Origin of the sequence: Nocardia sp. NPDC058658, assembly GCF_042716665.1 — a bacterium.
Lineage (GTDB): Bacteria > Actinomycetota > Actinomycetes > Mycobacteriales > Mycobacteriaceae > Nocardia.
The window spans coordinates 70,302-94,666 of record NZ_JBHXRR010000020.1; the positions used below are offsets into that span (position 1 = coordinate 70,302).

24 protein-coding genes are annotated in these 24,365 nt (G+C 67.5%); 10 read left to right on the top strand and 14 right to left on the bottom strand.

Annotated features, from left to right (window positions below; all coding sequences use genetic code 11):
- The first annotated feature begins 8 nt into the window (after positions 1-8).
- The gene (locus ACFWUP_RS23895) at positions 9-821 is read left to right on the top strand and encodes a hypothetical protein (protein WP_379237816.1); all 813 of its coding nucleotides are present in this window, start codon (positions 9-11) and stop codon (positions 819-821) included.
- 20 nt (positions 822-841) lie between these two features.
- Here ACFWUP_RS23895 and ACFWUP_RS23900 read toward each other — a convergent pair whose 3' ends face one another.
- From ACFWUP_RS23900 to ACFWUP_RS23945, 10 genes are all read right to left on the bottom strand, one after another.
- Positions 842-1,234: a hypothetical protein gene (locus ACFWUP_RS23900; protein ID WP_379237818.1), complete on the bottom strand. Its 393-nt coding sequence runs from the start codon at positions 1,232-1,234 to the stop codon at positions 842-844.
- An 86-nt stretch (positions 1,235-1,320) separates the two neighbouring features.
- Positions 1,321-2,370: a ferrochelatase gene (locus ACFWUP_RS23905; protein ID WP_379237820.1), complete on the bottom strand. Its 1,050-nt coding sequence runs from the start codon at positions 2,368-2,370 to the stop codon at positions 1,321-1,323.
- Positions 2,370-3,206, bottom strand: a complete 837-nt coding sequence (gene inhA, locus ACFWUP_RS23910; protein WP_379237822.1) for an NADH-dependent enoyl-ACP reductase InhA — start codon at positions 3,204-3,206, stop codon at positions 2,370-2,372. Before inhA ends, ACFWUP_RS23905 begins: the two co-directional genes overlap by 1 nt.
- A gap of 123 nt (positions 3,207-3,329) precedes the next feature.
- Positions 3,330-4,046 (bottom strand): 3-oxoacyl-ACP reductase FabG1, encoded by a 717-nt coding sequence (fabG1, locus tag ACFWUP_RS23915; RefSeq protein WP_379237824.1) that lies wholly within the window; start codon positions 4,044-4,046, stop codon positions 3,330-3,332.
- An 85-nt stretch (positions 4,047-4,131) separates the two neighbouring features.
- Complete coding sequence (locus tag ACFWUP_RS23920; protein WP_379237826.1) at positions 4,132-5,136, bottom strand: VWA domain-containing protein; 1,005 nt, start codon at positions 5,134-5,136, stop codon at positions 4,132-4,134.
- Complete coding sequence (locus tag ACFWUP_RS23925; RefSeq protein ID WP_379237828.1) at positions 5,133-6,083, bottom strand: DUF58 domain-containing protein; 951 nt, start codon at positions 6,081-6,083, stop codon at positions 5,133-5,135. Before ACFWUP_RS23925 ends, ACFWUP_RS23920 begins: the two co-directional genes overlap by 4 nt.
- Before the next feature lie 29 nt (positions 6,084-6,112).
- Positions 6,113-7,273: an AAA family ATPase gene (locus tag ACFWUP_RS23930; RefSeq protein WP_379237830.1), complete on the bottom strand. Its 1,161-nt coding sequence runs from the start codon at positions 7,271-7,273 to the stop codon at positions 6,113-6,115.
- Positions 7,274-7,571: 298 nt separating this feature from the next.
- Positions 7,572-8,513: a nitroreductase/quinone reductase family protein gene (locus tag ACFWUP_RS23935; RefSeq protein WP_379237832.1), complete on the bottom strand. Its 942-nt coding sequence runs from the start codon at positions 8,511-8,513 to the stop codon at positions 7,572-7,574.
- Positions 8,514-8,821: 308 nt separating this feature from the next.
- A complete protein-coding gene (locus ACFWUP_RS23940; protein WP_379237834.1) occupies positions 8,822-10,246 on the bottom strand; it encodes an NlpC/P60 family protein in 1,425 nt (474 codons plus the stop codon).
- Positions 10,247-10,512: 266 nt separating this feature from the next.
- Positions 10,513-11,055: a DUF6676 family protein gene (locus ACFWUP_RS23945; RefSeq protein ID WP_379237836.1), complete on the bottom strand. Its 543-nt coding sequence runs from the start codon at positions 11,053-11,055 to the stop codon at positions 10,513-10,515.
- Between the two features lie 282 nt (positions 11,056-11,337).
- Between ACFWUP_RS23945 and acnA the strand changes: the two genes are divergently transcribed.
- The 5 genes from acnA to ACFWUP_RS23970 all read left to right on the top strand — a co-directional run bounded on the left by acnA (position 11,338) and on the right by ACFWUP_RS23970 (position 18,042).
- Positions 11,338-14,151, top strand: a complete 2,814-nt coding sequence (gene acnA / locus ACFWUP_RS23950) for an aconitate hydratase AcnA (RefSeq protein WP_379237838.1) — start codon at positions 11,338-11,340, stop codon at positions 14,149-14,151.
- 146 nt (positions 14,152-14,297) lie between these two features.
- A complete protein-coding gene (locus ACFWUP_RS23955; protein WP_266290299.1) occupies positions 14,298-14,867 on the top strand; it encodes a TetR/AcrR family transcriptional regulator in 570 nt (189 codons plus the stop codon).
- Positions 14,868-15,096: 229 nt separating this feature from the next.
- Positions 15,097-16,290 carry a hypothetical protein gene (locus ACFWUP_RS23960; protein ID WP_379237840.1) on the top strand — a complete coding sequence of 398 codons (1,194 nt, stop codon included), beginning with the start codon at positions 15,097-15,099 and terminating at the stop codon, positions 16,288-16,290.
- Positions 16,283-17,440: a sensor histidine kinase gene (locus tag ACFWUP_RS23965; RefSeq protein ID WP_379237842.1), complete on the top strand. Its 1,158-nt coding sequence runs from the start codon at positions 16,283-16,285 to the stop codon at positions 17,438-17,440. Before ACFWUP_RS23960 ends, ACFWUP_RS23965 begins: the two co-directional genes overlap by 8 nt.
- A complete protein-coding gene (locus ACFWUP_RS23970) occupies positions 17,437-18,042 on the top strand; it encodes a response regulator (protein ID WP_379237844.1) in 606 nt (201 codons plus the stop codon). The genes ACFWUP_RS23965 and ACFWUP_RS23970 overlap by 4 nt, the downstream gene beginning before the upstream one ends.
- A 10-nt stretch (positions 18,043-18,052) precedes the next feature.
- Here ACFWUP_RS23970 and ACFWUP_RS23975 read toward each other — a convergent pair whose 3' ends face one another.
- Entirely contained in the window at positions 18,053-18,844 is a 792-nt protein-coding gene (locus ACFWUP_RS23975) for an alpha/beta fold hydrolase (protein ID WP_379237846.1), read from the bottom strand.
- A 179-nt stretch (positions 18,845-19,023) separates the two neighbouring features.
- Positions 19,024-19,524 carry a MarR family winged helix-turn-helix transcriptional regulator gene (locus ACFWUP_RS23980; RefSeq protein ID WP_379237848.1) on the bottom strand — a complete coding sequence of 167 codons (501 nt, stop codon included), beginning with the start codon at positions 19,522-19,524 and terminating at the stop codon, positions 19,024-19,026.
- 65 nt (positions 19,525-19,589) lie between these two features.
- On the opposite strand from ACFWUP_RS23980, the gene ACFWUP_RS23985 reads away from it, so the two are divergent.
- The 4 genes from ACFWUP_RS23985 (at position 19,590) to ACFWUP_RS24000 (ending at position 22,272) form a co-directional block, all read left to right on the top strand.
- Positions 19,590-20,084: a cupin domain-containing protein gene (locus ACFWUP_RS23985; protein WP_379237850.1), complete on the top strand. Its 495-nt coding sequence runs from the start codon at positions 19,590-19,592 to the stop codon at positions 20,082-20,084.
- A gap of 88 nt (positions 20,085-20,172) precedes the next feature.
- Complete coding sequence (locus ACFWUP_RS23990) at positions 20,173-20,592, top strand: acyl-CoA thioesterase (RefSeq protein WP_379237852.1); 420 nt, start codon at positions 20,173-20,175, stop codon at positions 20,590-20,592.
- A 285-nt stretch (positions 20,593-20,877) separates the two neighbouring features.
- Positions 20,878-21,297, top strand: coding sequence for a hypothetical protein (locus tag ACFWUP_RS23995; RefSeq protein ID WP_379237854.1), 420 nt, complete (start codon positions 20,878-20,880; stop codon positions 21,295-21,297).
- A gap of 15 nt (positions 21,298-21,312) precedes the next feature.
- Positions 21,313-22,272 (top strand): hypothetical protein, encoded by a 960-nt coding sequence (locus tag ACFWUP_RS24000; protein WP_379237856.1) that lies wholly within the window; start codon positions 21,313-21,315, stop codon positions 22,270-22,272.
- A gap of 12 nt (positions 22,273-22,284) precedes the next feature.
- Here the strand turns inward: ACFWUP_RS24000 and ACFWUP_RS24005 are convergent, their stop codons facing one another.
- Positions 22,285-22,557, bottom strand: coding sequence for a helix-turn-helix domain-containing protein (locus tag ACFWUP_RS24005; protein ID WP_379237857.1), 273 nt, complete (start codon positions 22,555-22,557; stop codon positions 22,285-22,287).
- A 129-nt stretch (positions 22,558-22,686) separates the two neighbouring features.
- Positions 22,687-24,318 (bottom strand): ABC-F family ATP-binding cassette domain-containing protein, encoded by a 1,632-nt coding sequence (locus ACFWUP_RS24010; RefSeq protein ID WP_379237859.1) that lies wholly within the window; start codon positions 24,316-24,318, stop codon positions 22,687-22,689.
- Positions 24,319-24,365 lie beyond the last annotated feature (47 nt).

The window sequence follows — 24,365 nt, forward strand, 5'->3', positions numbered from 1 at the left end:
CGATGATTATGTGCTCTCCCAGTGCCACGCTGACGCTGTGGGCCGGCTCCTGGCTGGCCGGTACCAGCGCGCCCGACGACGTGCTGGAGGCACTGCACGCCTGGGCACCGCGCCACACCATCGCGGCGGGCGACCCGGTGACCGGAGGCCGCACGGATCTGCCGTGGACCTCGCGCGGCGACGCGGGCAACGGCGCCATGCCACTGCTCAAGGTGATCCGCGAGGCGATGGCCCCGGCCGGTGCGCAGTTGCGCCTGGTCCTGCCCGCGCCGGGTGACGTGCGCGGGCTACCCGTCGGCACGGCTTTCGCGGCCGACGCGATCGACGCCGAGGAAGGGCTGCTGCTCGGCGTTCCCGGCGAACCCGGCACCGGCCTGATCCCCCAGTGGGACGACGACGACACCTTGCAGTGGACGGTCTACGGCGTCGACCTGCCCCGGATCGCCGGTCACGACATGTCGCTCGGTGAGGCCGAGTACACCATGCGCGAATCGGTGCGCGACGCCGCCGACGCGCTGATGCAACTGCACACCACCTCGATCGGCAACGGCGACGACGACCCGCGCGAGCAGATCGAGGCGCAGCTGGCGGCCTATTCGCGCCACGCTTACCCGGACTCGATCCCGTTGCGGGCCAAACGAATTCTCGATACCGCCGATCATGTCGCCGCGATTCTCACTGTCGCGCAACACGAACCGGCGTCCTCGCCCACCTCGGCCACCGCGATCGGCGCGCACGAGTCCCTGCTGCGCCCGCTGTGGAACACGATCCGCGAAGCCCGGCTCGTCGCGGTCCACGCCGCCGCCCGCCGCGACGGCTAGACCGGACTCGTTGTGCCGCTTCAGAATCCGCCGAGCGCGGCCCTGAACTCCGGGACGCCGAGCGTTTTCAGGACGGCGCTGCGGACCTGTGGGCAAGCGCGCGTCGTCGCGGTGTCGACGAGGTCGCGGTTGTAGGCGACGGCGGCACCCGCGACGGTGTCGTCGATCGTCCACAGGTTCATCACGCCGGTGAACGCCACCTGCGCGACCTGCGGACCCAGCGATTTCCACGTCCCCTTCTGCCCGTCGAGAATGCCGCACAGTCTGCCCGCCGCTTCGGCTGAGATCGTGGTCGGGGGCGGCGGAACCGGCTCGGTTTGGTAGCCCTCCTTGCCACAGCCGGTCAGGCCGAGCGCGGCGGCGGTCAGTACCAGGGCAAGCCCTGTCGCGCGGTGCGGCGATATCGAGATCATCGGAAAACCTCCGATCAGTCGAGCACAACTGCGAAAAGGCTACCCCGCGAACCGGGTAGTACCGGTGAATGGTTATCCGGTTGTGTTCAGCGCCGGACCGGGCGCGCGGGTAGTTCGCAGCAGCCGGGAGCGCACAGGGCGCCGTCGACGGTGCAGCCGTAGCCGGGGACTTCACCGAGTTCGCGCACCGGCCCGCCGCTCACCCGCTCGGCGATCAGTTCGACGATCATCCGGGAGAACCGTGGGTCGGCGCCGGGAGTGCCCGCGCGGGCGAAGGCCATGCCGAGTTCGGCGGCACGGGTCGAGGCTTCGTTGTCGAGATCCCAGATCACTTCCAGATGGTCGGAGACGAAACCGACCGGGCACACCACCACGGCGTCGATGCCCTTGCCGTGCAACACATCCAGGTGGTCGACTATGTCGGGTTCGAGCCACGGCACCTGCGGCGGCCCCGACCGCGACTGCCACACCACGTCGTAGTCGGCGAATCCGGTTGCGGCAGCGCACAATCGGGCCGCTTCGGCGACCTGCCGACTGTAGAGGCGACCGCCGTCGGCGGGTGGTCCCGCGGCGATATCGGCGGAGATCGGAATGGAATGCGCGGTGAAGACCAGCCGCACCCCGGCGCGGCGATCGGCCGGAATCTGTTGCACCGCAGCGGTGATCGCGTCGGCGAAGGATTCGATCAGCAGCGGGTGATCGAAGTACTGGCGCAGTTTCACCAGTTCGGGGGCATCCTCACCGACCGCGGCGCGGGCACGGGTGATGTCCTCGTCGTATTGGCGACAACCGGAGTAACCACCCCACGCCGAGGTGGGGAAGACCAGGGCCGAGCGCACGCCGTCGGCGGTCATCCGCGCGACGGTGTCTTCGACCATGGGGTGCCAGTTGCGGTTGCCGAAATAGACCGGCAGATCCAGTCCGGCAGCGGCGAGGTCGGCTTCGAGCGCGGCGATGATCTGCTGATTCAGCGCGTTGATCGGCGAGACCCCGCCGAAATGCAGGTAGTGCTGCGCGACCTCGGCGAGCCGTTCGGCCGGTACCCCGCGGCCCCGAGTGACGTTTTCCAGAAACGGAATCACGTCCTCGGGGCCTTCGGGGCCACCGAAGGACAGCAGCAGCAGGGCGTCCGGCATCAGTTCGAGGTGAAGTTCTCCGGGAACCACATGTTGTGGCTGGCGCCGCCGTCGACGTAGATGATCGAGCCGGTGGTGGCGGGCAGCCAGTCCGAGAGCAACGCCACGATCGACTTGCCGACCGCGCGCGCGTCGGCGCCGTCCCAGCCGATCGGCGACGCGCCGTCCCAGTACTCGTCGAGCTGACGCAGCTGGCGGGCATCGTCGGTGGCGGTACCGGCGATGGCCTTGGCGGCGAGGGTCTTCACCGGACCGGCGGCGATCAGGTTCGAGCGGATCTTCTTGGCGGCACCCACTTCCCGGGCCACGTACCGGTTCACCGACTCGAGCGCGGCCTTGGACACGCCCATCCAGTTGTAGTACGGCATCGCCACGCGCGGATCGAAGTCCATGCCCACGATCGAGCCGCCCTCGTTCATCACCGGCAGCACCGCGCGCGCCAGCGAGGCGTAGCTCCAGGCGGAGATCTCGAAGGACTTGGCCACATCGGGGCCGGGGCCCTCGAGGAACGGCACCGCGTCCGGACCCATCAGGGTCTTGGGCGCGAAGGCGATCGAGTGCAGTACGCCGTCGACGCCTTCGGGCGCCAGCTCACGCAGGGCATCGGCCAGGGCGCCCAGGTTCTCCTCGTTGGTGACGTCCAGCGGGATGGCCGGGGGCACTTCCTGCGGCAGGCGCTTGGCGATGCGGTCGATCAGGCGCAGCCGCTCGGGAATGCCGGTGATGATCACCTTCGCGCCCTGCTCCTGCGCGACCGCCGCCGCGCTGAACGCGATCGAGGAATCGGTGATGATGCCGGTGATCAGGATGGTCTTGCCTTCGAGCAGTCCGCCCATGGGTTTTCGGTTCTCCTGCGAGTCGGGGGTGCGGCGGGGCTGATCGCCCGCCGCGGGAGTGTCAGCGGGTCAGTGACCCATGCAAGAACAGCCGTCGACGTGGGACGGTCGTGCCATTGCGGATCAGTGACCCATGCCCATGCCGCCGTCGACCGGGATGACGGCGCCGGTGACGTAGCGGGAGTCCTCGGAAGCGAGGAAGCTGACCACGGCGGCGATGTCTTCCGGCTGGCCGAGACGCTGCAGCGGAATGAACTTCTTCGCCATGTCCTTGAGGTCATCGGGCAGGTCTTTGGTCATATCGGTCTCGATGAAACCGGGCGCGACCACGTTGGCGGTGATCGAGCGCGAACCAAGCTCGCGGCTGATCGAGCGGGCCATACCGATGACGCCCGCCTTCGAGGAGGCGTAATTGATCTGACCGGCCTGACCGCTCAGGCCGACCACGGAACCGAGGAAGATCAGGCGACCCCAGCGGCCCTTGAGCATGGCGCGGTTGGCCCGCTTGGCACAGCGGAAGGCACCGGTCAGGTTGGCGTCGATGACGTTGGTGAACTGCTCTTCGGTCATGCGCATCAGCAGCGTGTCATCGGTGATGCCCGCATTGGCGACCAGCACCTCGACCGAACCCTGGTGCTCTTCGACCTCGGAGAACGCACGATCGACCGAATCACTGTCGGTGACATCGCATTTCACACCGAACAGACCCTCGGGCACCCCCGATCCACGATGGGTGACGGCGACCTTGTGGCCGTCGGCCTGCAGACGCTGCGCGACGGCGAGACCGATACCGCGATTACCGCCGGTGACCAGGACCGACCGGGATGTGACGTTCGACATAGGGTCCAACCTATCTGTTCCGATTCGTGCGCCCCGCGTCAGGGTCGCGCCGTTGCGAGACCTCACAACGCGGGGGCGGTGCGAGCTAGGGCAGGCGTTGACGATAGAGCAAACTGACCACGACACCGGCCGCGATGGCCAGCATGCCGGCCAGCAACCACGGCCTGCTCGCGTCGCCACGGGTGGTCTCGTAGCCGATCTGTTCCTCGAGGGTGTCGTAGACCGCGGTGAGTTCGGCCAGCGAGGAGGCGGTGTAGAAGTCGCCGCCGGACAGTTCGGCGATCTCGCGCAGCGAGTCGTTGTCGACCGGCACCTTCACTCGCTGGGAACCGTTGCCGTCGGAATCCGGGATCTCGACGGTGCCCCATTCGGTGCCGAAGGAGATCGTCGAGACCGGGATGCCCTTGTTCTTGGCCAGGCGCGCGGCGGTGAAGCCGTGGCGTGGGTTGTCGACGTCCTTGTCGTCGGGCACGGTCTGCTTGCCGTCCGACATCAGCACCACGCGCGCGGGCGGCGGGGTTTCGGCGCCACCGAGCACGGCGGCCAGGGTGTCGATCGACTGCAGCGCCGTGAGGATGCCCTCGCCGGTAGCGGTGCGCTCGGCAAGCTTGATGTTGTCGATCGAGTGCTTCACCGCCTCGCGGTTGGTGGTCGGCGACACCATCACCGAGGCCGTGCCTGCGAACGTCACGAAACCGAGGTTGATGCCCGGTGTCAGACCGTCGACGAATTCCTTACCGGCCTTCTGCGCGACCTGCAACCGGTCGGGCTCCACGTCGGTGGCTTCCATCGACAGCGAAACGTCCATCACCAGAACAACAGTCGCGCGGTTACGCGGCACCTTCTGCACGGCGGTCGGGCCCGCGGCGGCGATGGTCAGCAGCACGAGGCCGACGAGGATCAGCGCGATCGGCGCGTGGCGCATCGGGCTCGGTCGCGAGGGGGCAACGCGTTCGAGGATGGCCATGTTGCCGAACTGCAGCATCCGCTTGTGCCGGGCGCGCTGCACCAGCACGTAGCCGAGCACGAGCAGGGCGACGACCGCGAGGAAACCCAGCCAGGCGACGGCCGTGAAATGCGAAATACTCACTGGCGCGGCACCCGTCCGCTCGGGGCGCCGAGGCTGTGGCGCCGGGTGGACACGAAGCGGACCACGTCGGCGATCCAGTCCCGGTCGGTCTGCAGGGTGAGGACCGGCGCGCCGCAGCTGCGCAGCGCCTGGGCCACCTGTTCGCGTTGGGCTCCGGCCGCGGCCGCGAAGTCGGCGCGCAGCGTGGGGGTGACGCTGAACTCGCGGGTGCGGCCCGATTCGGGATCGTGGAGCACCACGTCGCCGCCGTCGGGCAGCGCGATGTCGAGTGGGTCGAGCACCTCGACCGCGAGGAGGTCGTGGCGGGCGGAGATCGCGCGCAACGAACGCTGCCAGTCGACGTCACCGAGGAAGTCACTGATCACCACGGCCAGGCCGCGTTTGCGTTGCGGACGACGCAGCGATTCGATCCCGGCCTTGAGATCACCGCGCACCCCGTCGCGGGCGTGTGGGGTGGTCGCGATGCCACGTAGCAGGGTCTGGGCGTGCATGCGACCGCTGCGGGCGGGGATGCGCACCAGATCCTGACCGGTCGCCACGACGGCGCCGATGCGGTTGCCGCCACCGGAGGTGAGGTGGGTGATGGCCGCAGCCGCCGCGATCGCGAGATCGCGCTTGTGCACCCGGCCCGTGCCGAAGTCCAGGCTCGACGACAGGTCGACGACGAGCCAGGTCTCGAGCTCGCGGTCGGCGATCATCTGCCGCACGTGCGGATGGGTGGTGCGGGCGGTGACCGACCAATCCATCTGTCGCACATCGTCACCCGGCTGGTACAGCCGCGCCTCCCCCGGCTCCGAACCCGGACCGGGGATCAGGCCCTGGTGGTCGCCGTGCAGCACGCCGTCGAGGCGGCGCCGCACGGTCAACTCGAGGGTCTTGAGCGCGGCCGACAGTTTCGGGTCGGTCAGTTCACCGGCACGAAACGACGGCGGAGCGTGTGACGACATGGGCACGCGGACAACGGGTTCCGGCGCACTCACTGGGGTGCGACGGAGCCGGCGGGCTGGGACTGCTGCCCGTTCACCGGCTGCGGCACAGGCTGTTGCTGGGGCGGCTGGGGCACCGGCGGCTGCTGCGGGGCAGCCTGACCGTTGGCCTGCGGGGCGACCTGCGGCAGACCGACGGTCTGCAGCACGCGCTTGATGACGTCCTCGGGCGAAACCTCGTCCGCCAGTGCGTCGTACGACAGCACCAGACGGTGGCGCAGCACGTCCGGGATCACCTCGACGACATCCTGCGGCACCACGTAGTCGCGCCCACGGATCAGCGCGACCGAGCGGGCGGCGGCGATGATGCCAAGGCTCGCGCGGGGCGAGGCACCGTAGGAGATCCAGCTCGCCACATCGTCCATGCCGAACTCGGCGGGCGTACGGGTCGCACTGATCACGCGGACCACGTAGTCGACGAGCGCGTGGTGCACGAAGACGTTGGCGGCCACCTTCTGCAGGCGGATGATGTCCTCGGGGTCGAGAATCTGGTTCGGCTCGGGCGCGCTCACACCCATCCGGTAGATGATCTCGCGCTCTTCCTCGACCGAGGGGTAGTCCACGACGACCTTGAACAGGAAGCGGTCGCGCTGCGCCTCGGGCAGCGGGTACACGCCTTCGCTCTCGATCGGGTTCTGGGTCGCCATGACCAGGAACGGATCGGGCATCGGGTAGGTCTTGCCGCCGATCGACAGCTTGCGCTCGGCCATCACCTCGAGCAGTGCCGACTGCACCTTGGCGGGTGCGCGGTTGATCTCGTCGGCGAGCACGAAGTTCGCGACAACCGGGCCGAGCTCGGTGTCGAATTCCTCGCGGCCCTGCCGGTAGATGCGGGTACCGATGAGGTCGGTGGGCACGAGGTCCGGGGTGAACTGCACCCGGGAGAACGAACCGCCGATGACCTTGGCGAAGGTTTCCACCGCAAGAGTCTTCGCGACGCCCGGCACACCTTCGAGAAGCACGTGTCCACGTGCCAGCACGGCGACGAGCAGACGCTCGACGAGCCGATCCTGACCGACGATAACCCGCTTGACCTCGTAGATCGCCTTCTCGAGAGTCTGGACGTCACGCTCCAGGGTGCTCGGCGCAGCCGTACCGGCGTCTTTCGCCAGCTTCGGCCCGCTCACACCTTCCGTCGAAGTCACCAACATCCCCGCTTTCGCTTTGGTCCTGTGCGTGCGGCACCAACTATTCCATTGAATCGTCCAGTGCGCCGCAACCGGCCAGCACTAGACGGGGATTCGTCATGTGCGTGACGGCGCTCACGCCTTCGCCCCTCGATGCGATCAATGGCGGCCGAACATGCCGCTACCAGCGGCGATGGCCCGTTCGCCCGGCTCGGGCCGGGCCAACGGGCCGGGGAGAATTCGCGAGCAGAATTCTGCCGTCGGGCCTTACACCCGCCGGCCCGTTCGCTGTGGGAGCGGCCGATCGGCGGCCGGAAATGCGCTATTCGATGTGGTCCGGTGCCGGGCCGAGCGCGTTCAGCGCCGTGACGATCGACTGCTCCTCGAAGGCGAAGTGCGATTCGAGTTGGCCGGCGAGATCGGTCAGCTCCGCCAGCAATGCGCGGGGGTCGCTCTCGCCGGGGCGATATTCCTGAACAGCGAGCTCGATTCGCTCCTGCAGCGCTGCCACCGTCTTGTGCTCCTCACCGAGCTTCTCCAGTACCGGGCGCAAACCGGGAAAGCGCTGCGCCAGCATCGGAAAGGCACCCATGCTCTCGCCACGATGATGCTGTTTCAGAGCGCCGCAGAAGTCGAGGCAGTGGGTTCGCAGCTGGTGCGCGAGATCGGGTTTCGGGGCGGCGACAACGCCGAGCTCCGCGCCGTCCTCGACCGTTCTCGTGACCTGATCGAGCAGATCGCGCAGTTCGCGGCGTAGCCAGTCGTGGCTCTCGACGATGAAGTCGCCGAGGCCACGGACGCGATCCACGCCGTCTGCGGGGTTCACCCGGTGCAGGATCACGACCGGGATGACCCGGGTCGTCTGGGCCTGATAGACCCCGTAGCCGGGCTCTTGTGCCACGACTTTTTCGAACAGTTGGTCCCGCTCTGCCCCACCGGGGATTGCCGCGATCGCGTCGAAGGTCTCGGGACCGAGTTCGACGGTCACCATAGGGTTCTTCCGAATGTTGTGAAACCAGGCCGGATGTATCGGCGCTCCGTTCGCGGAAGCGACCACCACCACGTTGCCATCCACCTCCACCCGACCGAGCGGGGTGGTTCGGCGAAGCCCGGTTCGGGCGCCGGTGGTGGTGAGCAGCACGAGCGTCGAGTCGGCGAACATGCCGCCGACCCGTCCGGCGTTGGCGCGGAACTCCGCGATCACGCCCTGCTGGAAGTCCTGGAAGTCGAAGTTCGAGGTGAGGGTGTTGTCCTGTTCGGTCATGTCGACCCTTTCCGATGACGAGGAATCGATCGGAGGCGCAAGACCACAAGAATCGGACACGCAAGGAACGCCGCAGGTCACATGGAGGCAGGATCCATCCGGACGGCAGAATTCACCCGGAGGATCGCAACAGCGAAATTCGCAGAAGAGTGTCGAACTCTTGCGGTGGCTGGAGTAGCCGCTACCTCCGTGAGTAGGCCCATCCGGGGCTCGCCGTCAGAATATCATCGGCCGCCCGATCAGGACAACCGCCCACCATCGAATTCCGCTGCGGTGCAGTTCAACCCGCGGACTGTCCGCAGCAGCGCTCAGTCGGTGACGATGCGGACCGCGTAGGGCATGATGCCGTCTTCGCGGACCGGGGAGATCTTGACGATGTCGCCGCTCTGTGGCGCCTCGATCATCGTGCCGTTGCCCAGATACAGCGCCACGTGCGCGCTGCCGCCGGGGCCCCAGAAGAGCATGTCGCCGCGTTCGCGGTCGTCGACGTCGACTCGGGTGCCCGCGTTGTACTGGTAGCCGCTGTAGTGCGGGAGCGAGACACCGATGCCTGCGAAGGCGTAGAGCATCAGTCCCGAGCAGTCGAAGCCGACCTTGTTGAAGTCGCCGTGGGCGTCGCCGGTGCCGCCGTCGCGGATGCCGAGGGTGGGGCCGTCCTCGTCGCCGCCGCCCCAGGCGTAGGTGACGCCGAGTTGGGACATCGCGCGGTCGACCACCGTTTCGATCGCGGCCGAACCGGTGATCTGGGGCTGGGAGGGGCGGGGTTTGGTTCGGCGCGGGGAGGCGGGGGTTGATTCGAGGTCGGTGTGGGGGCGCTGGCCCTCGTTGAGTTCGGCGGCGCGTTCGCGGGCGGCCTTGTCTTCGGCGGCGCGGGTGGCGGCGGCGTTGGCGGCGGCCAGCAGGGCCATGATCTCGGCTTCGCGTTGGGCGTCCCAGGTCAGGAAGATCTCGCGCTGGCCCTGCAGACCGGCGACGGTCGAGCGGGCGACGTCGAGGGCGGCCTGGGCGGCGCTGCGGTCGCGTTGCAGGGTGTCGCGGGCCACGGCCTGGGTGTCGAACTCGGATTTCGCGATGTTCACCGCGGTTTGGGCGGCGTCGCGTTTCTGTTCGGCACCCGCCGCGGCGTTGTCGGCGTCGACCTTGGCCTGGCGGGCGGCGGAGTTCTGGTTGGCCTGGTCGATCTGGGCGCGGCGCAGCCCGTCGAGGACCTGGCGCTGGTTCTTCGACACCATGCCGAGCACCTGCGCGCGATCCATCGCGGCATCGGGGGTCGAGGAGGCGAGGTAGGTGACGACCGAACTGTTGGCCGGGCGCACATAGGCCTGGGTGGCGACCTGATCGAAATCCTGGCGTGCCACACCGACTTTCGCGCCCGCGTCGGCCAGTTGGGTCTGACTGTCGGTGACCGCGGCCGCGGCGGCGTCGGCGGCGTCGCGGGCGTACTGCAGGTCGACGAGCGCCTGGTTGACCGCTTCGCGTTTGGCGGCGAGTTGGTCGTCGAGGGCACGCAGTTGCTGATCGGCCGCGGCGACGCGATTGATCAGGAGGCCGATCTCGCCGACCCGCGCGTCGACCTGGGCGCCCGCCCCGGCGATCTCACCGTCGGAAGGGTTCGATGGCGGAGGTGGTACCGCCGCGACCGGTCCCGCGGCGCCGAGTACCACCAGCACCGACAGCAAACCGATCGCTATTCGTAATAGACCTGGTTCGTCCTGCCTGCCCGCACCGCGCACGGCACCTCCGAGTATCTCGACTCGACATACGCCACCGGCACATCAGCCGAAACACCGACCACAAGAGTCGACCAATGCCCCCTGTACCACTGCATTCACGATCACGATCAAAAGCAACCGTACGACACATAGTTCCCAAAGGAAACATCTGCCACAGTGGGGCGCGGCGGCAATTCATCGATTGCTCAGAATTAGCCTGATGCGAGACAGGTTTCTACCGCATGGAACAGACCGTTGGTCTGGAAATGTGACTGGAGTGAAACCAGTTAGTTGGTAGAACCCGCATCGATGCGCGGCGAGGTGACCACAGGTGCGTCGGGACCGCGGCGGACCTTCACCAGATACAGCCCGGCGATCGCCAGCGCCATGAGCCCCAGCATCACCACGGTGATGGCGCCCCAGGAGATGCCCTCCGGCTGCTCCAACCGGTCGACAAAGGCCTGCACGGCCTCTTCGGGATGGTTGCCCTTGTACTTGGCCGCATCCTCGGCCCACTCCAGGCGAACCCGGCTGATGCTGTCGCTGTAGGTGCCGAGCCAGTCGTCGCTGAAAACCGCGACGGTGCCGTGGGTGTTCTCGCCGACCTCGGTGGCCAGGTCACGTAGGCTCGAATCGTGGCCGGGATTACCGGGAACGATCACGACGCTGAGCGGGATCCCCTCGGATCGCGCCTGCGCGACGATCGCCGCCAGCTTCTCCTGATCCTGACCCTTGGGGGCCGCGACGTGATTGTCGGCGAGGTCGGACGCGACGCTGCTCAGCACGGTGTTCGGCGGCAGTTCGGCCGCCATCGGCGCAAAAGTGGTCATCTTCCATCCGGTCTGTCGAGCCACGATCGCCGGTGTCGCGACGGGCGTCCAACACTGCCAAGGTGAGCGTCACTGCGTCTTCCCCGACTTCGCTCGTCAGGCACAGTACGCGACGGAACGCGCTACTACGTCCGCGCGGCACCACCGACGGCCCCCGCGTATTTCATAGGACAAGCGTACTGTTAGGCTCGTACGGCGAGGAAACCGGCATATAACGGCGCCGGATACCCCTCCGAAGACGCGAGTCGCCGGCACAGCCCCGCCGGCGGCACACCCTCACACATGAGTGGAGCTGACGTGACGAAGATTGATACCTTCGGCGCCAAAGGCACGCTCGAGGTCGGAAGCAACTCCTACGAGATCTTCCGTCTCTCGGCTGTTCCCGGCACCGAGAAGCTGCCCTACGCCCTGAAGGTGCTGGCAGAGAACCTGCTGCGCACCGAGGACGGCGCGAACATCACCGCCGACCACATCCGCGAGATCGCGAACTGGGACCCCTCGGCACAGCCGAGCGTCGAGATCCAGTTCACCCCCGCGCGCGTGATCATGCAGGACTTCACCGGCGTGCCCTGCATCGTCGACCTGGCCACCATGCGTGAGGCCGTCACCGTCCTCGGTGGCGACCCGAGCAAGGTCAACCCGCTGTCCCCCGCCGACATGGTCATCGACCACTCGGTGATCCTGGACGTGTTCGGCCGCGCCGACGCGCTGGAGCGCAACGTCGACCTCGAATACGAGCGCAACGGCGAGCGGTACCAGTTCCTGCGCTGGGGCCAGGGTGCTTTCGACGACTTCAAGGTCGTCCCCCCGGGCATGGGCATCGTCCACCAGGTCAACATCGAGTACCTGGCCCCCACGGTCATGGTCCGCAACGGCCAGGCCTACCCCGACACCTGTGTCGGCACCGACTCGCACACCACCATGGTCAACGGCCTGGGCGTGCTGGGCTGGGGCGTCGGCGGCATCGAGGCCGAGGCCGCGATGCTCGGCCAGCCGGTCTCCATGCTGATCCCGCGCGTCGTCGGCTTCAAGCTGACCGGTGAGATCAAGCCGGGCGTCACCGCCACCGACGTGGTGCTCACCGTCACCGAGCAGCTGCGCAAGCACGGCGTGGTCGGCAAGTTCGTCGAGTTCTACGGCAAGGGCGTCTCCGAGGTTCCCCTCGCCAACCGCGCGACCCTGGGCAACATGAGCCCCGAGTTCGGTTCCACCGCAGCGATCTTCCCGATCGACGGCGAAACCATCAACTACCTGCGCCTCACCGGCCGCAGCGACGAGCAGCTCGCGCTCGTCGAGGCGTACGCCAAGGAACAGGGCATGTGGCACGACCCCGAGCGCGAGCCGGTCTACTCGGAGTACCTCGAGCTCGACCTGGGCGACGTGGTGCCCTCGATCGCGGGCCCGAAGCGTCCCCAGGACCGCATCCTGCTCAGCGAGTCCAAGAGCGCGTTCCGCTCCGACATCGTCAACTACGTCGGCGAAGGTGAGCTCACCGCGCTGGACGAGGGCGTCGAGGAGTCCTTCCCGGCCTCGGATTCGACCGCGGTGTCGGCCAGCGCGGCCGACGACACCTACGTCCCGGCCCACTCGGCCGCCAACGGTGCCAACGGTCGTCCGTCCAAGCCGGTCGAGGTCGTGGGCGAAGACGGCAACAAGTTCGTCCTCGATCACGGCGCCGTCGTGGTCGCGGGTATCACCTCCTGCACCAACACCTCCAACCCGTCGGTCATGCTGGGCGCCGCCCTGCTCGCCCGCAACGCGGTGGAGAAGGGTCTGTCGACCAAGCCGTGGGTGAAGACCAACATGGCCCCGGGCTCGCAGGTCGTCACCGACTACTACGAGAAGGCCGGTCTGTGGCCCTACCTGGAGAAGCTCGGCTTCTTCGTCGGTGGCTACGGCTGCACCACCTGCATCGGTAACACCGGTCCGCTGCCCGAGGCGATCTCGGCCGCGATCAACGACAACGACCTCTCGGTCACCGCCGTTCTCTCCGGTAACCGCAACTTCGAGGGTCGCATCTCCCCCGACGTGAAGATGAACTACCTGGCCTCCCCGCCGCTGGTCATCGCCTACGCGCTCGCGGGCACGATGGACTTCGACTTCGAGACCGACGCGCTCGGCCAGGACACAGACGGCAACGATGTCTTCCTGAAGGACATCTGGCCCTCGGCCCAGGAGATCGACGACACCATCAAGTCCTCGATCAGCCAGGACATGTTCCGCAACTCCTACGCCACCATCTTCGACGGTGACAAGCGCTGGCAGGGTCTGGCGACCCCGGAGGGTGACACCTTCGCGTGGGACGAGAAGTCGACCTACGTGCGCAAGGCACCGTACTTCGACGGCATGTCGATGGACCCGAGCCCCGTCACCGACATCAAGGGCGCCCGCGTCCTCGCGCTGCTGGGCGACTCGGTCACCACCGACCACATCTCCCCCGCCGGTCCGATCAAGCCGGGCACCCCGGCCGCGCAGTACCTCGACGCCAACGGTGTGGCCCGCAAGGACTACAACTCGCTGGGCTCGCGTCGCGGTAACCACGAGGTCATGATCCGTGGCACCTTCGCCAACATCCGGCTGCGCAACCAGCTGCTCGACGACGTCTCGGGTGGCTACACCCGCGACTTCACCGTCGAGGGCGGCCCGCAGGCGTTCATCTACGACGCCTCGCAGAACTACCAGGCCGCCGGCATCCCGCTGGTCGTGCTCGGTGGCAAGGAATACGGTTCGGGCTCCTCGCGTGACTGGGCCGCCAAGGGCACCAGCCTGCTCGGCGTGAAGGCCGTCATCACCGAGTCGTTCGAGCGCATCCACCGCTCCAACCTCATCGGCATGGGCGTTGTGCCGCTGCAGTTCCCGGCCGGCGAGTCCGCCGCGTCGCTGGGCCTGACCGGCACCGAGACCTTCGACATCGCGGGCATCACCGCGCTGAACGAGGGTGTCACGCCCAAGACCGTCAAGGTCACCGCCACCGCCGAAGACGGCAAGGTCACCGAGTTCGACGCGGTCGTCCGCATCGACACCCCCGGTGAGGCCGACTACTACCGCAACGGCGGCATCCTGCAGTACGTGCTGCGCAACATGATCCGCGGCTAATTGCTGGACCGGTGACGTGACACCGTAAAGTGTTGCACCACAAGGGCATTCGCGTGCCCATTGAATAATGCGACAGCCCCCGTCTCGGTTCGCCGGGGCGGGGGCTCGTATATATCTGCTCCGTGTATCCGCTAGTTGGAGGAATCATGCCCAAGGTCAGCGACGACCACCTCGCCGCCCGCCGCAGCCAGATCCTCGACGGTGCACGACGCTGTTTCGCCGAATACGGCTACGACGGCGCCACCGTGCGCCGCCTGGAAGAAGCGATCGGCCTCTCACGCGGCGCCATCTTCCACCACTTCCGCGACAAGGACGCCCTCTTCTTCGCCCTGGCCAAAGACGACGCCGAACGCATGGCCGACGTCGCCGCCAACCAGGGCCTCGTCCAGGTGATGCGCGACATGCTCGCGCGACCGGAGGAATTCAACTGGCTCGGCACCCGCCTCGAAATCGCCCGCCGAGTCCGCACCGACCCCGAATTCCGCGCGGGCTGGACCCAACGCTCCGCCGAACTCACCGCGGCCACCCTCGCCCGCCTCGAACGCCGCAAGGCCGCAGGCGCCCTGCGCGACGACGTCCCCACCGACGTGCTCCTCGGCTACCTCGACCTGGTTCTCGACGGGTTGATCGCCCGCATCGCCTCGGGCCACACCAACGAAAACCTTTCCGCCGTACTGGATTTGGTCGAAGCATCCGTGCGGCGCAAGGAATCCTGAGTTAGGCTCGACGTGGCCACGGAGTAGTTCAGTAGGTAGGACACCGACCCATCAAAGACGGAGGTCGCGGGTTCGATTCCCGCCTCCGTGGCCGCCCATCCTTCGATCGCGCCCGGCTTCCCGTGCGGCCCTGCGGTGTTCGCCTGTCTCTGCGTCAGTGCTCGATTGCGCCTACATTGGATTCCGGGGCGGTCCCGATCCGCGGAGCAGTCATAGGGTGGTGGCGGTCGTGCCGGAAAATGCGTCCGCGGCGGACGGGCCAGGTGCGCTGCGCAGGTGGTCAGCACTGCTGCCACGCGATCTCGTCGATGTCGCGGCAGCCGGGACGGTTCTCGCCGCGACGGCACTCGGTGCGCTGACATTGCTCGCGACCAGCACCGGTACCGGTTCCCGAGCCGAGGTGGGCGCGACCGCCGCGCTGCTGGCAGCGTGTCTGCCGATCTACCTGTGGCACATCACCTGCGCCGTCCGTGACACGATCCCGCCGCGCGCACATCGCAGCTCAGCGGTACTGGCCCTGCTGGTGATCGGCGCGTCACCGGTACTGGGCGCCGCATGGTTGAGCAGTGTGCATCTCGTCGCCGTGGTCGTGCTGCTGACGCTGCGACCGCTTCCGGCGCTGCCGATCGCCTCGATGCTGGTCGCCGGTGTCACGCCGCTGGCCGTCCGGCTCGGCGCATCGACACCCGAGGCGATCTGGTCGGCGGTGACCACGGGGATGCGAGTGGTCGCGGTCTACACCCTGGTGTGGATGGTCGTCGCGTTGCGCCGTTCGCGCAGTGCCGGGGCGGCACTCGCCGAGCAGGCCGTCGCGCGAGAACGGTTACGCGCCGACAGCGCGGTCACCCGAACCATCGAGACGTCCCTCGAGTCGATTGCCGAATCTGCCGACAGGGCAACCGAATTCGTCGCTCGTGGCGATACCGGGTCGGCCTGCCAGGAACTCGGCGCACTGGTCGCCACCTCACGCAGCGGCCTCGCACAGGCACGACACCTGATCCGCAGCTTCGGAAATACCGACCTCCGCCGCGAACTCCTCTCCGCCACCGCGCTTCTGGCAGCGGCGGGCATCTCCGCCCGCATCGATGTACCGACCTCCGGCCCGCCCGCGCAGCATGAAGAACCACTGCGCGCCGACCTGCGCCGCCTGCTCGCCCGGCTGCTTCGCGACGGCGCTGCCGGGCCGGTGCTGATCGCCGTGCGTCAGGTCGATACCGGTTGGCTACTCAGCTGCTCCCCCGACCTCGCGGTCACGGTCGACCCAGCCGTCACCACCGACTCCGCTGACCTCTCCGGATTCGCGGACCACAGCCGCCACATCAGGACCGGATTCGCCAGTAGCTCCAGTCGCGCCGCGATCGCTGCCGACGGTGATCACGGCACGCCGAAGACCTGCCCCACCTCGGCGGTTCGACATGACTGAGGTCGCGCGCCCACTCACCGGACCCTGGCTGGCGACACCGCGCACCGCGCGCGCACTCCTGATCGGCGCGACCTGCGCGACCGGAGTTCTCGCGCCGGCGCGGGCGACGTTCGCGGGAGCCGAGCAGGTCGGACCCACGGTGGCGTGGTGGGCGCTCGCGACCGGGCTCGTCGCTGTCCACCTGTACCACGCATTCGGCACGATCGGCCCGTCCCCCGGGTTCACCGGCGAGAGCACGGATCACACGGTCGGCGACCACCGTCCGCGCAAATGGCGAGTGAGTTTCGCGCTGCTGACCGCGCTCGTCTATCTCCCGATGATCTGGGCGCCGACAACGTGGGGCATCAGCCAGGTGTTCGTCGTCGCCTCCGCCGCACTGCTGTTCCGTGGCGGGCTACGCCGATTCCTCGTCACAGCACCGATCGCGGCAACCGCGGCCGGCACCGGACAGCTGATCCCGGCGGTCGAAGTGGTGGCCGTCTTCACAACGCTGGCGGGCTGCCTCGTCGGCGCGACCCAGCTGGTCCGCGCGGTGCACCGACTCGACCGCACCCGCACCGCACTCGCCGACCAAGCGGCCGACCGTGAACGGCTACGGGTGTCGCGAGATCTGCATGATCTACTCGGCCACAGCCTTTCGGCGGTATCACTCAAAGGTGACCTGGCCGCCGCACTGCTGCCCGGCGATCCGGACGCGGCACAGTCGGAAATCCACGGCATCGGCGGGCTCGCGCGCGACACGCTCCGATCCATGCGGCGCGTCACCCTCGGCGAGCACACCATCTCGCTGCACGCGGAAGTTCTCGGCGCCACCGAGCTGCTGTCGGCCGCCGGGATCGCCATCGACCACGATCTGGCCCTGCCGCTGCCGCCCGAGGTCGACAAGGTGTTCGCGTGGGCTACCCGCGAAGGCGCTACCAACGTACTGCGCCACAGCACGGCCCGCGCCTGTTCCATCGTCGCGGGCCGACGCGAGGGAGCGTTCTTCCTCGAAATCGTCAACGACGGCGTACACCACGCGAATGGCACCGGAAAGGGACTGTCCGGACTCACCGAACGCACCTCCGCCCTGTCGGGTACCGTATCCGCGCGGCGCGGCGGTGACGGACGGTTCCGTCTGATTCTCGTAATCCCCGAGGGGACACCATGATTCGCATTCTGATCGCCGAGGACATGCACATGATCCGAGGTGCGCTGGTCGCCCTGCTGTCCCGCGAAGACGATATGGACGTGGTCGCCGAAATCGACCGCGGCGACCACGTCATGGGCGAGATCACCCGCACCCGACCCGATATCGCCCTGCTCGACATCGATATGCCCGGCCTCGACGGCCTCAGCGTCGCCGCCCTGATCACCGAACGCGTGCCCGAAACCCAGGTGCTGATCCTGACCGGACTGAGTCAGCCCGGTTACCTGCTGCGCGCATTGCAGGCACACGTGCGCGGATTCGTGGTCAAGGACGCACCAGCTCAGACGCTCGCGGACAGCATCCGCAAGGTCGTCGCCGGTGAACGGGTGATCGACCCCGACCTGGTCGCCGCGGCACTGGAGACCGGCTCGAGTCCGCTGACCAGCCGCGAGGCCGAGGTCATCCGGGCCGCCGAGACAGGAATCAGCACCGACGAGATCGCGACGACGCTGTTCCTGTCACCGGCGACGGTGCGCAATTATCTGTCGAACGCGATCACCAAGATCGGTGGGCGCAACCGGATCGACGCGATCCGGATCGCGCGCAACGCAGGCTGGCTGTGACCGCGCCCACTCAGCCGGCGGCGGCGGTGATCGTGGCGACCACCTCACCGGGGTGCGAGACCGGCGACGCGTGTGACGACTTCACCTCGCTCACCTGAGCTTTCGCGCGCTCGGCCTGGAATCGCTGGGCAGCGGGTGGCAGGATCTGATCCTCGGTCGAGACCAGATACCACGACGGAACCGATGCCCATGACGGGTCGCCGCTCGGTTCCGCCTGCGCAGCCGCGGACGTAGGTCGTTGGCGCGCAGCGAGATTCGATGCGACGTCGGCGCTCACATCGTGGGCGAACACTGCGCCGTACTGTTCGGGTTTCAGTGTGACCTCCGCCCCGGTGCCGACGGGCTCGATCAGCAGGGCCGGTCCGATCATGCTGCCCGGATACTTCGCGGGATCCGAGAGTGCCTGCACTGTTTCACCTTTCGCGGGTGCGAAGCCAGCGATGAACACTGCCGCCCGGACATCGGGCCGGTGGATATTGCTGATCACCGCACCGCCATAGGAGTGCCCGACCAGGACCACCGGGCCGGAGATATTCGCGATGGCCGAGGTGACGGCGGCCGCGTCCGAACTCGGACCACGGAGCGGGTTGTCCGGCTGGACCACCTGATACCCCTGGTCGCGCAGCAACCCGGCAACCGCGTCCCAGCTCGAGCTGTCGGAGAACGACCCGTGCACCAGCACGATCGTCGGCTTCACCGCGTCAGCGGTAGGTGTCGAGGTGGACTCCGCGTCGCTCCCACACGCGGTCGTGGCGAATACCGCGGTGGCGGTGAGCACTGTGAACCGGACAAGCTTGCGCATGGCGTTCCGTTCTCGTAGTCGTCGATCTCTCGACTGAGAATCACAGTCCGCCCCGGCTTACGGACAGATGCCGATGTACGCGGAAGTCGATGGCAAATGTCACTGGCGCCGGACTCTTTTCGCTCTTGCGCCCGTCGGGATCGTCGCGGGACACCGTTGCCCCGGTCGGGATCGGGCGGTCAGTCCGCCCATCGGCTGAGCAGAGTTCGCGAGATGCGGTCCAGGGCGGCGCGGTCGGCGGGCTCCAGAACCGCCAGCATCGCCGTCTCGTTCTCGGTATGTGCGACGACGACTCTGTCGACGAGTACGCGGCCTTCCTCGGTGAGCGCGACCCGCACCGCACGCCGGTCCTCGCGGTCGGCGATCCGACGGACCAGGCCCGCCGCTTCGAGGCGGTCGATGCGGCCGGTCATTCCCGCGCGCGACAGCATCAGGGTGTCGGCGAGGACCGAGGGGTTGAGTTCGAACGGTGTGCCCGAACGGCGTAGTGCCGCAAGCACATCGAACTCGCCGCGCTGCAGTCCGTGTGCGGCGAAGACGGATTCGATGCGGGCGGTGCCGATGGTCATCAGCCTGCCGAGTCGGCCGAAGACCGCCATCGCCTCGAGTTCGAGGTCGGGTCGCTCGCGCTGCCACTGCGCGGTGATCGCATCGACGACATCCGGTTCGCGTTCATCCATGGACATGATTCTATTCGCCGAGATATAGTTCGGTGACGAACTATCAGCCGACGAACGGAATGGTCATGACGAACACCCGCGACATCGCCCTCTGTCTGCCCGAGGATGCCGAGATCCTCGGCACCGAGAACGTGCGCATGCGCCTGCTCACCGACGCCAACGCCAGCGACGGCGCGGTCAGCACCCTGGAAGTGACCATGACCCAGGGTGCCGACGGCGCCGCACCGCACTTCCACACCCGGTCCGACGAGCTGTTCTACGTGGCCGACGGTGAACTGCAGGTCATGGCGGGCGATCGCATCCTCACCGTCGGCGCGGGCGGCTCACTGGTGGTGCCGCGCCAGATGCCGCACGCCTTCGGCGCCACCCCCGACAGCGGCGCGCGCCTTCTCATCGCCCTGATGCCCGGCGTGCAGCGCTTCGAGTACTTCCAGCTGCTCGATCGGCTCCTCCGCGGCGAGGTCACCGGGGACGAATTGGTTTCCGCCCAAGAGGAATTCGACAATCGCTTCGTCGACGCGCCCGCCTGGTGGGCCGAGCGCAACGCCCATCGAGCCTGATCGTGATCATGCGGTCCCGCGTGGCACTGTGGCCGAGATTGCACCCGAATCGGGAACAACGCCCCCGAAGCCGACAGTTATACACCGTATGACGTTCTCCGTACCTGTCCTCGTCCGGGGCTACGAGCTCGACACCCAGGGCCACCTCAACCACGCCGTCTACCACCAGTACGGCGAGCACGCCCGCTGGGAACTGCTGCGCGCGGCCGGTATCGCGCAGGACAAGTTCATCGCCAGCGGTGTCGGCGCCGTGGTGCTCGAGTCGACCATCAAATACAAGCGTGAACTGCGCGGCGGCGACGAGGTCACCGTCACGTGCGCGTTCGAGTGGGTCGAAGGCCAGAAGGTTTTCCGCTTCCACCACGAGATCATCAAGCTGGACGGTACCGTCGCCGCGGAGATCACCGTCGTGGCGGGCGCCATGGATCTGACCACCCGTCGGCTCGTCGCGAACCCCGCCGATCACTTCCGCGAGCTCGCCGACAACCCCGCACTGCTCGGCCTGTAAACACCCGCACGGCGCGGCAGGTAACTCCCGGCTCGAAGCCGGGACACCTGCCGCGCCGTTGTCGTATATGTTTGCTGACCAATTGCCGACGCGCAGACCGATTCAGCACCCGAGTTGTCCGAAATTCTGCCTCCTCGAGGCGATCACGCGCCGCTCGGCGGTTTGCCCGGCGCTCCGCAAATCTCGCGAACCCGCTCGGTGGAGCACTCCTGCACGTTATGATCCGAAGCACCTTTTGGGGTTCTGGCAAATCGCGAGCAGACGAGAAGATCGGAGTGAGTGCCCATGACCGACGCCATCCACCTCCCCGCAACCGCGTCGTCCCGAGATCGGGGCCCCGCCTTGCGCGGACTGCTGGTGGCCGAGTCCGATCGCGATATCTCGGTGCGCGTCGACGGTGGTACCTGGACCTTCGACCGTAGCGATGTCGTGCGACTCACCGAAGACCGCGCGTGCGTGGGCGAACGGCAGGTACGGGTCGACATCCGCCCCGGCGCCACCGCCGATTTCACGCGCCGCATGCGCGTCGAGCTCGTCGACCGGCCGATCACGCTGGCGCCGGAACCATCGGAAGCACTCGGCGACGAACAACTGGCCGACGCCACCCGCAGCTGGGCGGCGAAACTGCGCATCGCCGAACGAGGTGGTGTCACCGGGGCGACGTTCACCTTCCGCGACGGCATCAACTGCGACAGCCTCGACTGAAGCGGAACCCAGGTCATGGAAGGCGCGACCGACGCCGTGCTCATCGTCTCCGAAACCGACGACCTGCACGCCGATGCGCTGGCGTCGACCTTGCGAGAACACCACGGGCTGGACCCGATTCGCTTGGATCTGCGTGACTTCCCCAGGGAGACAGGTAGTTTCCGCCTCGACAAGGCGGGCACCAACCGGGCGCTGTCGCACGTCCAAGGCCTCGACGACGTGCGCGCGGTGTGGTGGCGCAGACCGCACCCGTGCCAGGTACCACACGGTGTACGCGTCGCCGACGACGAGTTCCGCCAGGCCGAGTGCGACGGGTTCCTCCAGGGCATGCTCTGGTCGATCCCGGCGTACTGGGTCAACGACCCGGCCGCCGAACGCACCGCGACCCGCAAGATCGTGCAGCTCGAAACCGCGCAGCGAGCGGGCTTCACGATCCCGGAAACGCTGATCACCAACGACCCCGACGAGGCACGCAGTTTCGTCGAATCACGGTGCGGCCCAGTGGTGTACAAGCGCACCGGCACCGGACGTGGGGAGTTCTCCGAGACCAGGATCATCACCAGACCCGAGCTGAGTAGGCTCGACTCGATCCGTTCGACGCCCACGACCTTCCAGGATTATGTGGAGGCCAGCTGCGATCTGCGGGTGGTGTGGGTCGACGGGGTCGAGTGGAGTGTGCGGATCGACTCGCAGGCGGGCGTCGGCCGGATCGACTCCCGCCTCGACACCTCGGTCGCGTTCTCGCGCGAACGCCTGCCCGCCTCGGTGAGCAAGTCCCTCGCCACCCTGATGGGTGCCCTCGGATTGAGCTTCGGCGTGATCGACCTGCGCCTGGGCAGCGACGGCGAGTACTACTTCCTCGAGGTGAACCCGCAGGGCCAGTTCGCGTACCTGGAGATCAAGACCGGGCTGCCGCTGTTCACCAGCCTGGCGAACCTGCTGGTCCGCGGCGACGGAGCAGTGGCGGGCTGGTAGCGGCGCGCGGGGTCAGTCGGCCGGATTCTTGCGCCGGTTGGCGCCGCCGCGCCCACGCAGTTCCACGTGTGACTCGACGAGCACATTGTGGATGAAGCCGTACGAGCGGCCGGTGGAGCGGGCCAGGGAGCGAATGGACGCGCCCGCCTCGTACTGCTTCTTCAGCTGGGACTGCAACCGGTCGCGGGACTTGCCCGTCACCCGGGTGCCCTTGCCCAGGGCTGACTTGCCGATCGTCGATTTACCCTTGGCCGACCTAGCGGCCTGTCTGGCACTGTCGCTCATGGCTTCCTCCGAGTCCCCGAGCACTTCTTCCAGGCTAGACACTCCGCACTCGGTGATCAACGAAAACAGTGATCGAACTCACGCGATCCCGGCGCGACACCGCGTTTCACGTGCGACACACCGTCGTTCTTACGCGAGATCGATGAGCTCCGCGTACTCGGCGGACCAGTGGTCCTCGGTGCCGTCGGGCAGCAGGATGACCCGCTCCGGGTTGAGCGCCTCGGCCGCGCCCGGGTCGTGCGTCACCAGTACCACCGCGCCCGCGTAGGTGCGCAGCGCCTCTAGCACCTGCTCACGCGAGACGGGGTCGAGGTTGTTGGTCGGCTCGTCGAGCAGCAGCACGTTCGCCGCCGAGGACACCAGCCCGGCCAGTGCCAGACGCGTCTTCTCACCGCCGGACAGCGTGCCTGCGGGCTGATCCAGCTGCGGACCGGTGAACATGAACGCGCCGAGCAGACTGCGCAGCTCCTGCTCCCCCGCGTCGGGCGAGGCGTGGCGGATGTTCTCCCACACCGAGGCCGAGTCGTCGAGGGTGTCGTGCTCCTGGGCGAAGTAGCCGACCTTGAGCCCACGACCCGTTTCGACACCACCCGCGGTCGGTGTCTCGACACCGGCGAGCAGTTTCAGCATGGTCGTCTTACCGGCACCGTTGAGGCCGAGCACGACCACGCGGCTGCCCTTGTCCACGGCGAAGTTCACGCCGGTGAAGATCTCGAGGGAGCCGTAGAGCTTGGTCAGGTCCTTCACCATGAGCGGGGTCTTGCTGCAGGGTGCGGGCTCGGGGAAGCGGATCTTGGCGACCTTGTCGCTGACACGCACCTCGTCGAGCTCGTTGATCAACCGTTCGGCGCGACGCACCATCTGGTGTGCCGCAGCGGCTTTGGTGGCCTTGGCGCCGAGCTTGGCGGCCTGCTGACGCAGCGCGCCCGCCTTCTTCTCGGCATTGGCGCGCTCGCGCACGCGACGCTGCTCGTCGGTGGCACGGGCGTCGAGGTACTTCTTCCAGCCCATGTTGTAGACGTCGGGCTCGCCGCGCACGGCGTCGAGGAACCACACCTTGTTCACCACGTCACCGAGCAGTTCCACATCGTGGCTGATCACGATCAGGCCGCCGTCGTGGCTCTGCAGGAAGCCACGCAGCCAGGTGATGGAGTCGGCGTCGAGGTGGTTGGTCGGCTCGTCGAGCAGCAGGATGCGATCGGAGCGCCCGCCGGAACCGTCGGAGGCCGAGAACAGGATTCGGGCCAGTTCGATCCGTCGGCGCTGACCACCGGAGAGGGTGCGCAGCTGCTGATCGAGCACGCGGTCGGGTAGGCCGAGGCTGTTGCAGATACGCGCTGCTTCGCTCTCGGCGACGTAACCGCCGAGCGAGGAGAACTGGTCCTCGAGGCGCCCGTACCGGCGAATTGCCTTGTCGCGGGCGTCATCGTCGGCCACCTCGGCCATCTCGACCTGGGCCTTCTCCATGTCGCGCAGCAGCACATCGAGCCCGCGCGCCGAGAGCACCCGGTCCTTGGCGATCACATCGAGATCGCCTTCCTTCGGGTCCTGCGGCAGGTAACCGATGTCGGTGGAGCGCGTGATCTTTCCGGCGTACGGCTCACCCTCGCCCGCGAGAATGCGCAGGGTGGTGGTCTTGCCCGCACCGTTGCGACCGACCAGTCCGATCCGGTCGCCGGACTGCACCCGCAGCGCCGGCCCAGGGGCCGAGAGCAGGGTGCGGACTCCGGCCCGGACCTCCAGGTCGGTCGCCGTGATCACAGAGTTCTCCTCAGAGTAAGACAAACGGAAAGGGCATATCGGCAAGA

Bases quoted from the DNA above. Each gene is read 5' to 3' on its own strand.
- ACFWUP_RS23895 (WP_379237816.1), top strand. From the start codon at position 9: ATGTGCTCTCCCAGTGCCACGCTGACGCTGTGGGCCGGCTCCTGGCTG.
- ACFWUP_RS23945 (WP_379237836.1), bottom strand. From the start codon at position 11,055: ATGACCACTTTTGCGCCGATGGCGGCCGAACTGCCGCCGAACACCGTG.
- ACFWUP_RS23905 (WP_379237820.1), bottom strand. From the start codon at position 2,370: ATGCCGGACGCCCTGCTGCTGCTGTCCTTCGGTGGCCCCGAAGGCCCC.
- ACFWUP_RS23965 (WP_379237842.1), top strand. From the start codon at position 16,283: ATGACTGAGGTCGCGCGCCCACTCACCGGACCCTGGCTGGCGACACCG.
- inhA (WP_379237822.1), bottom strand. From the start codon at position 3,206: ATGGGCGGACTGCTCGAAGGCAAGACCATCCTGATCACCGGCATCATC.
- ACFWUP_RS23925 (WP_379237828.1), bottom strand. From the start codon at position 6,083: ATGTCGTCACACGCTCCGCCGTCGTTTCGTGCCGGTGAACTGACCGAC.
- acnA (WP_379237838.1), top strand. From the start codon at position 11,338: ATGAGTGGAGCTGACGTGACGAAGATTGATACCTTCGGCGCCAAAGGC.
- ACFWUP_RS23975 (WP_379237846.1), bottom strand. From the start codon at position 18,844: ATGCGCAAGCTTGTCCGGTTCACAGTGCTCACCGCCACCGCGGTATTC.
- ACFWUP_RS23980 (WP_379237848.1), bottom strand. From the start codon at position 19,524: ATGGATGAACGCGAACCGGATGTCGTCGATGCGATCACCGCGCAGTGG.
- ACFWUP_RS23935 (WP_379237832.1), bottom strand. From the start codon at position 8,513: ATGACCGAACAGGACAACACCCTCACCTCGAACTTCGACTTCCAGGAC.
- ACFWUP_RS23970 (WP_379237844.1), top strand. From the start codon at position 17,437: ATGATTCGCATTCTGATCGCCGAGGACATGCACATGATCCGAGGTGCG.
- ACFWUP_RS24000 (WP_379237856.1), top strand. From the start codon at position 21,313: ATGGAAGGCGCGACCGACGCCGTGCTCATCGTCTCCGAAACCGACGAC.
- ACFWUP_RS23955 (WP_266290299.1), top strand. From the start codon at position 14,298: ATGCCCAAGGTCAGCGACGACCACCTCGCCGCCCGCCGCAGCCAGATC.
- ACFWUP_RS23995 (WP_379237854.1), top strand. From the start codon at position 20,878: ATGACCGACGCCATCCACCTCCCCGCAACCGCGTCGTCCCGAGATCGG.
- ACFWUP_RS23930 (WP_379237830.1), bottom strand. From the start codon at position 7,273: ATGTTGGTGACTTCGACGGAAGGTGTGAGCGGGCCGAAGCTGGCGAAA.
- ACFWUP_RS24005 (WP_379237857.1), bottom strand. From the start codon at position 22,557: ATGAGCGACAGTGCCAGACAGGCCGCTAGGTCGGCCAAGGGTAAATCG.
- fabG1 (WP_379237824.1), bottom strand. From the start codon at position 4,046: ATGTCGAACGTCACATCCCGGTCGGTCCTGGTCACCGGCGGTAATCGC.
- ACFWUP_RS23985 (WP_379237850.1), top strand. From the start codon at position 19,590: ATGACGAACACCCGCGACATCGCCCTCTGTCTGCCCGAGGATGCCGAG.
- ACFWUP_RS23990 (WP_379237852.1), top strand. From the start codon at position 20,173: ATGACGTTCTCCGTACCTGTCCTCGTCCGGGGCTACGAGCTCGACACC.
- ACFWUP_RS23900 (WP_379237818.1), bottom strand. From the start codon at position 1,234: ATGATCTCGATATCGCCGCACCGCGCGACAGGGCTTGCCCTGGTACTG.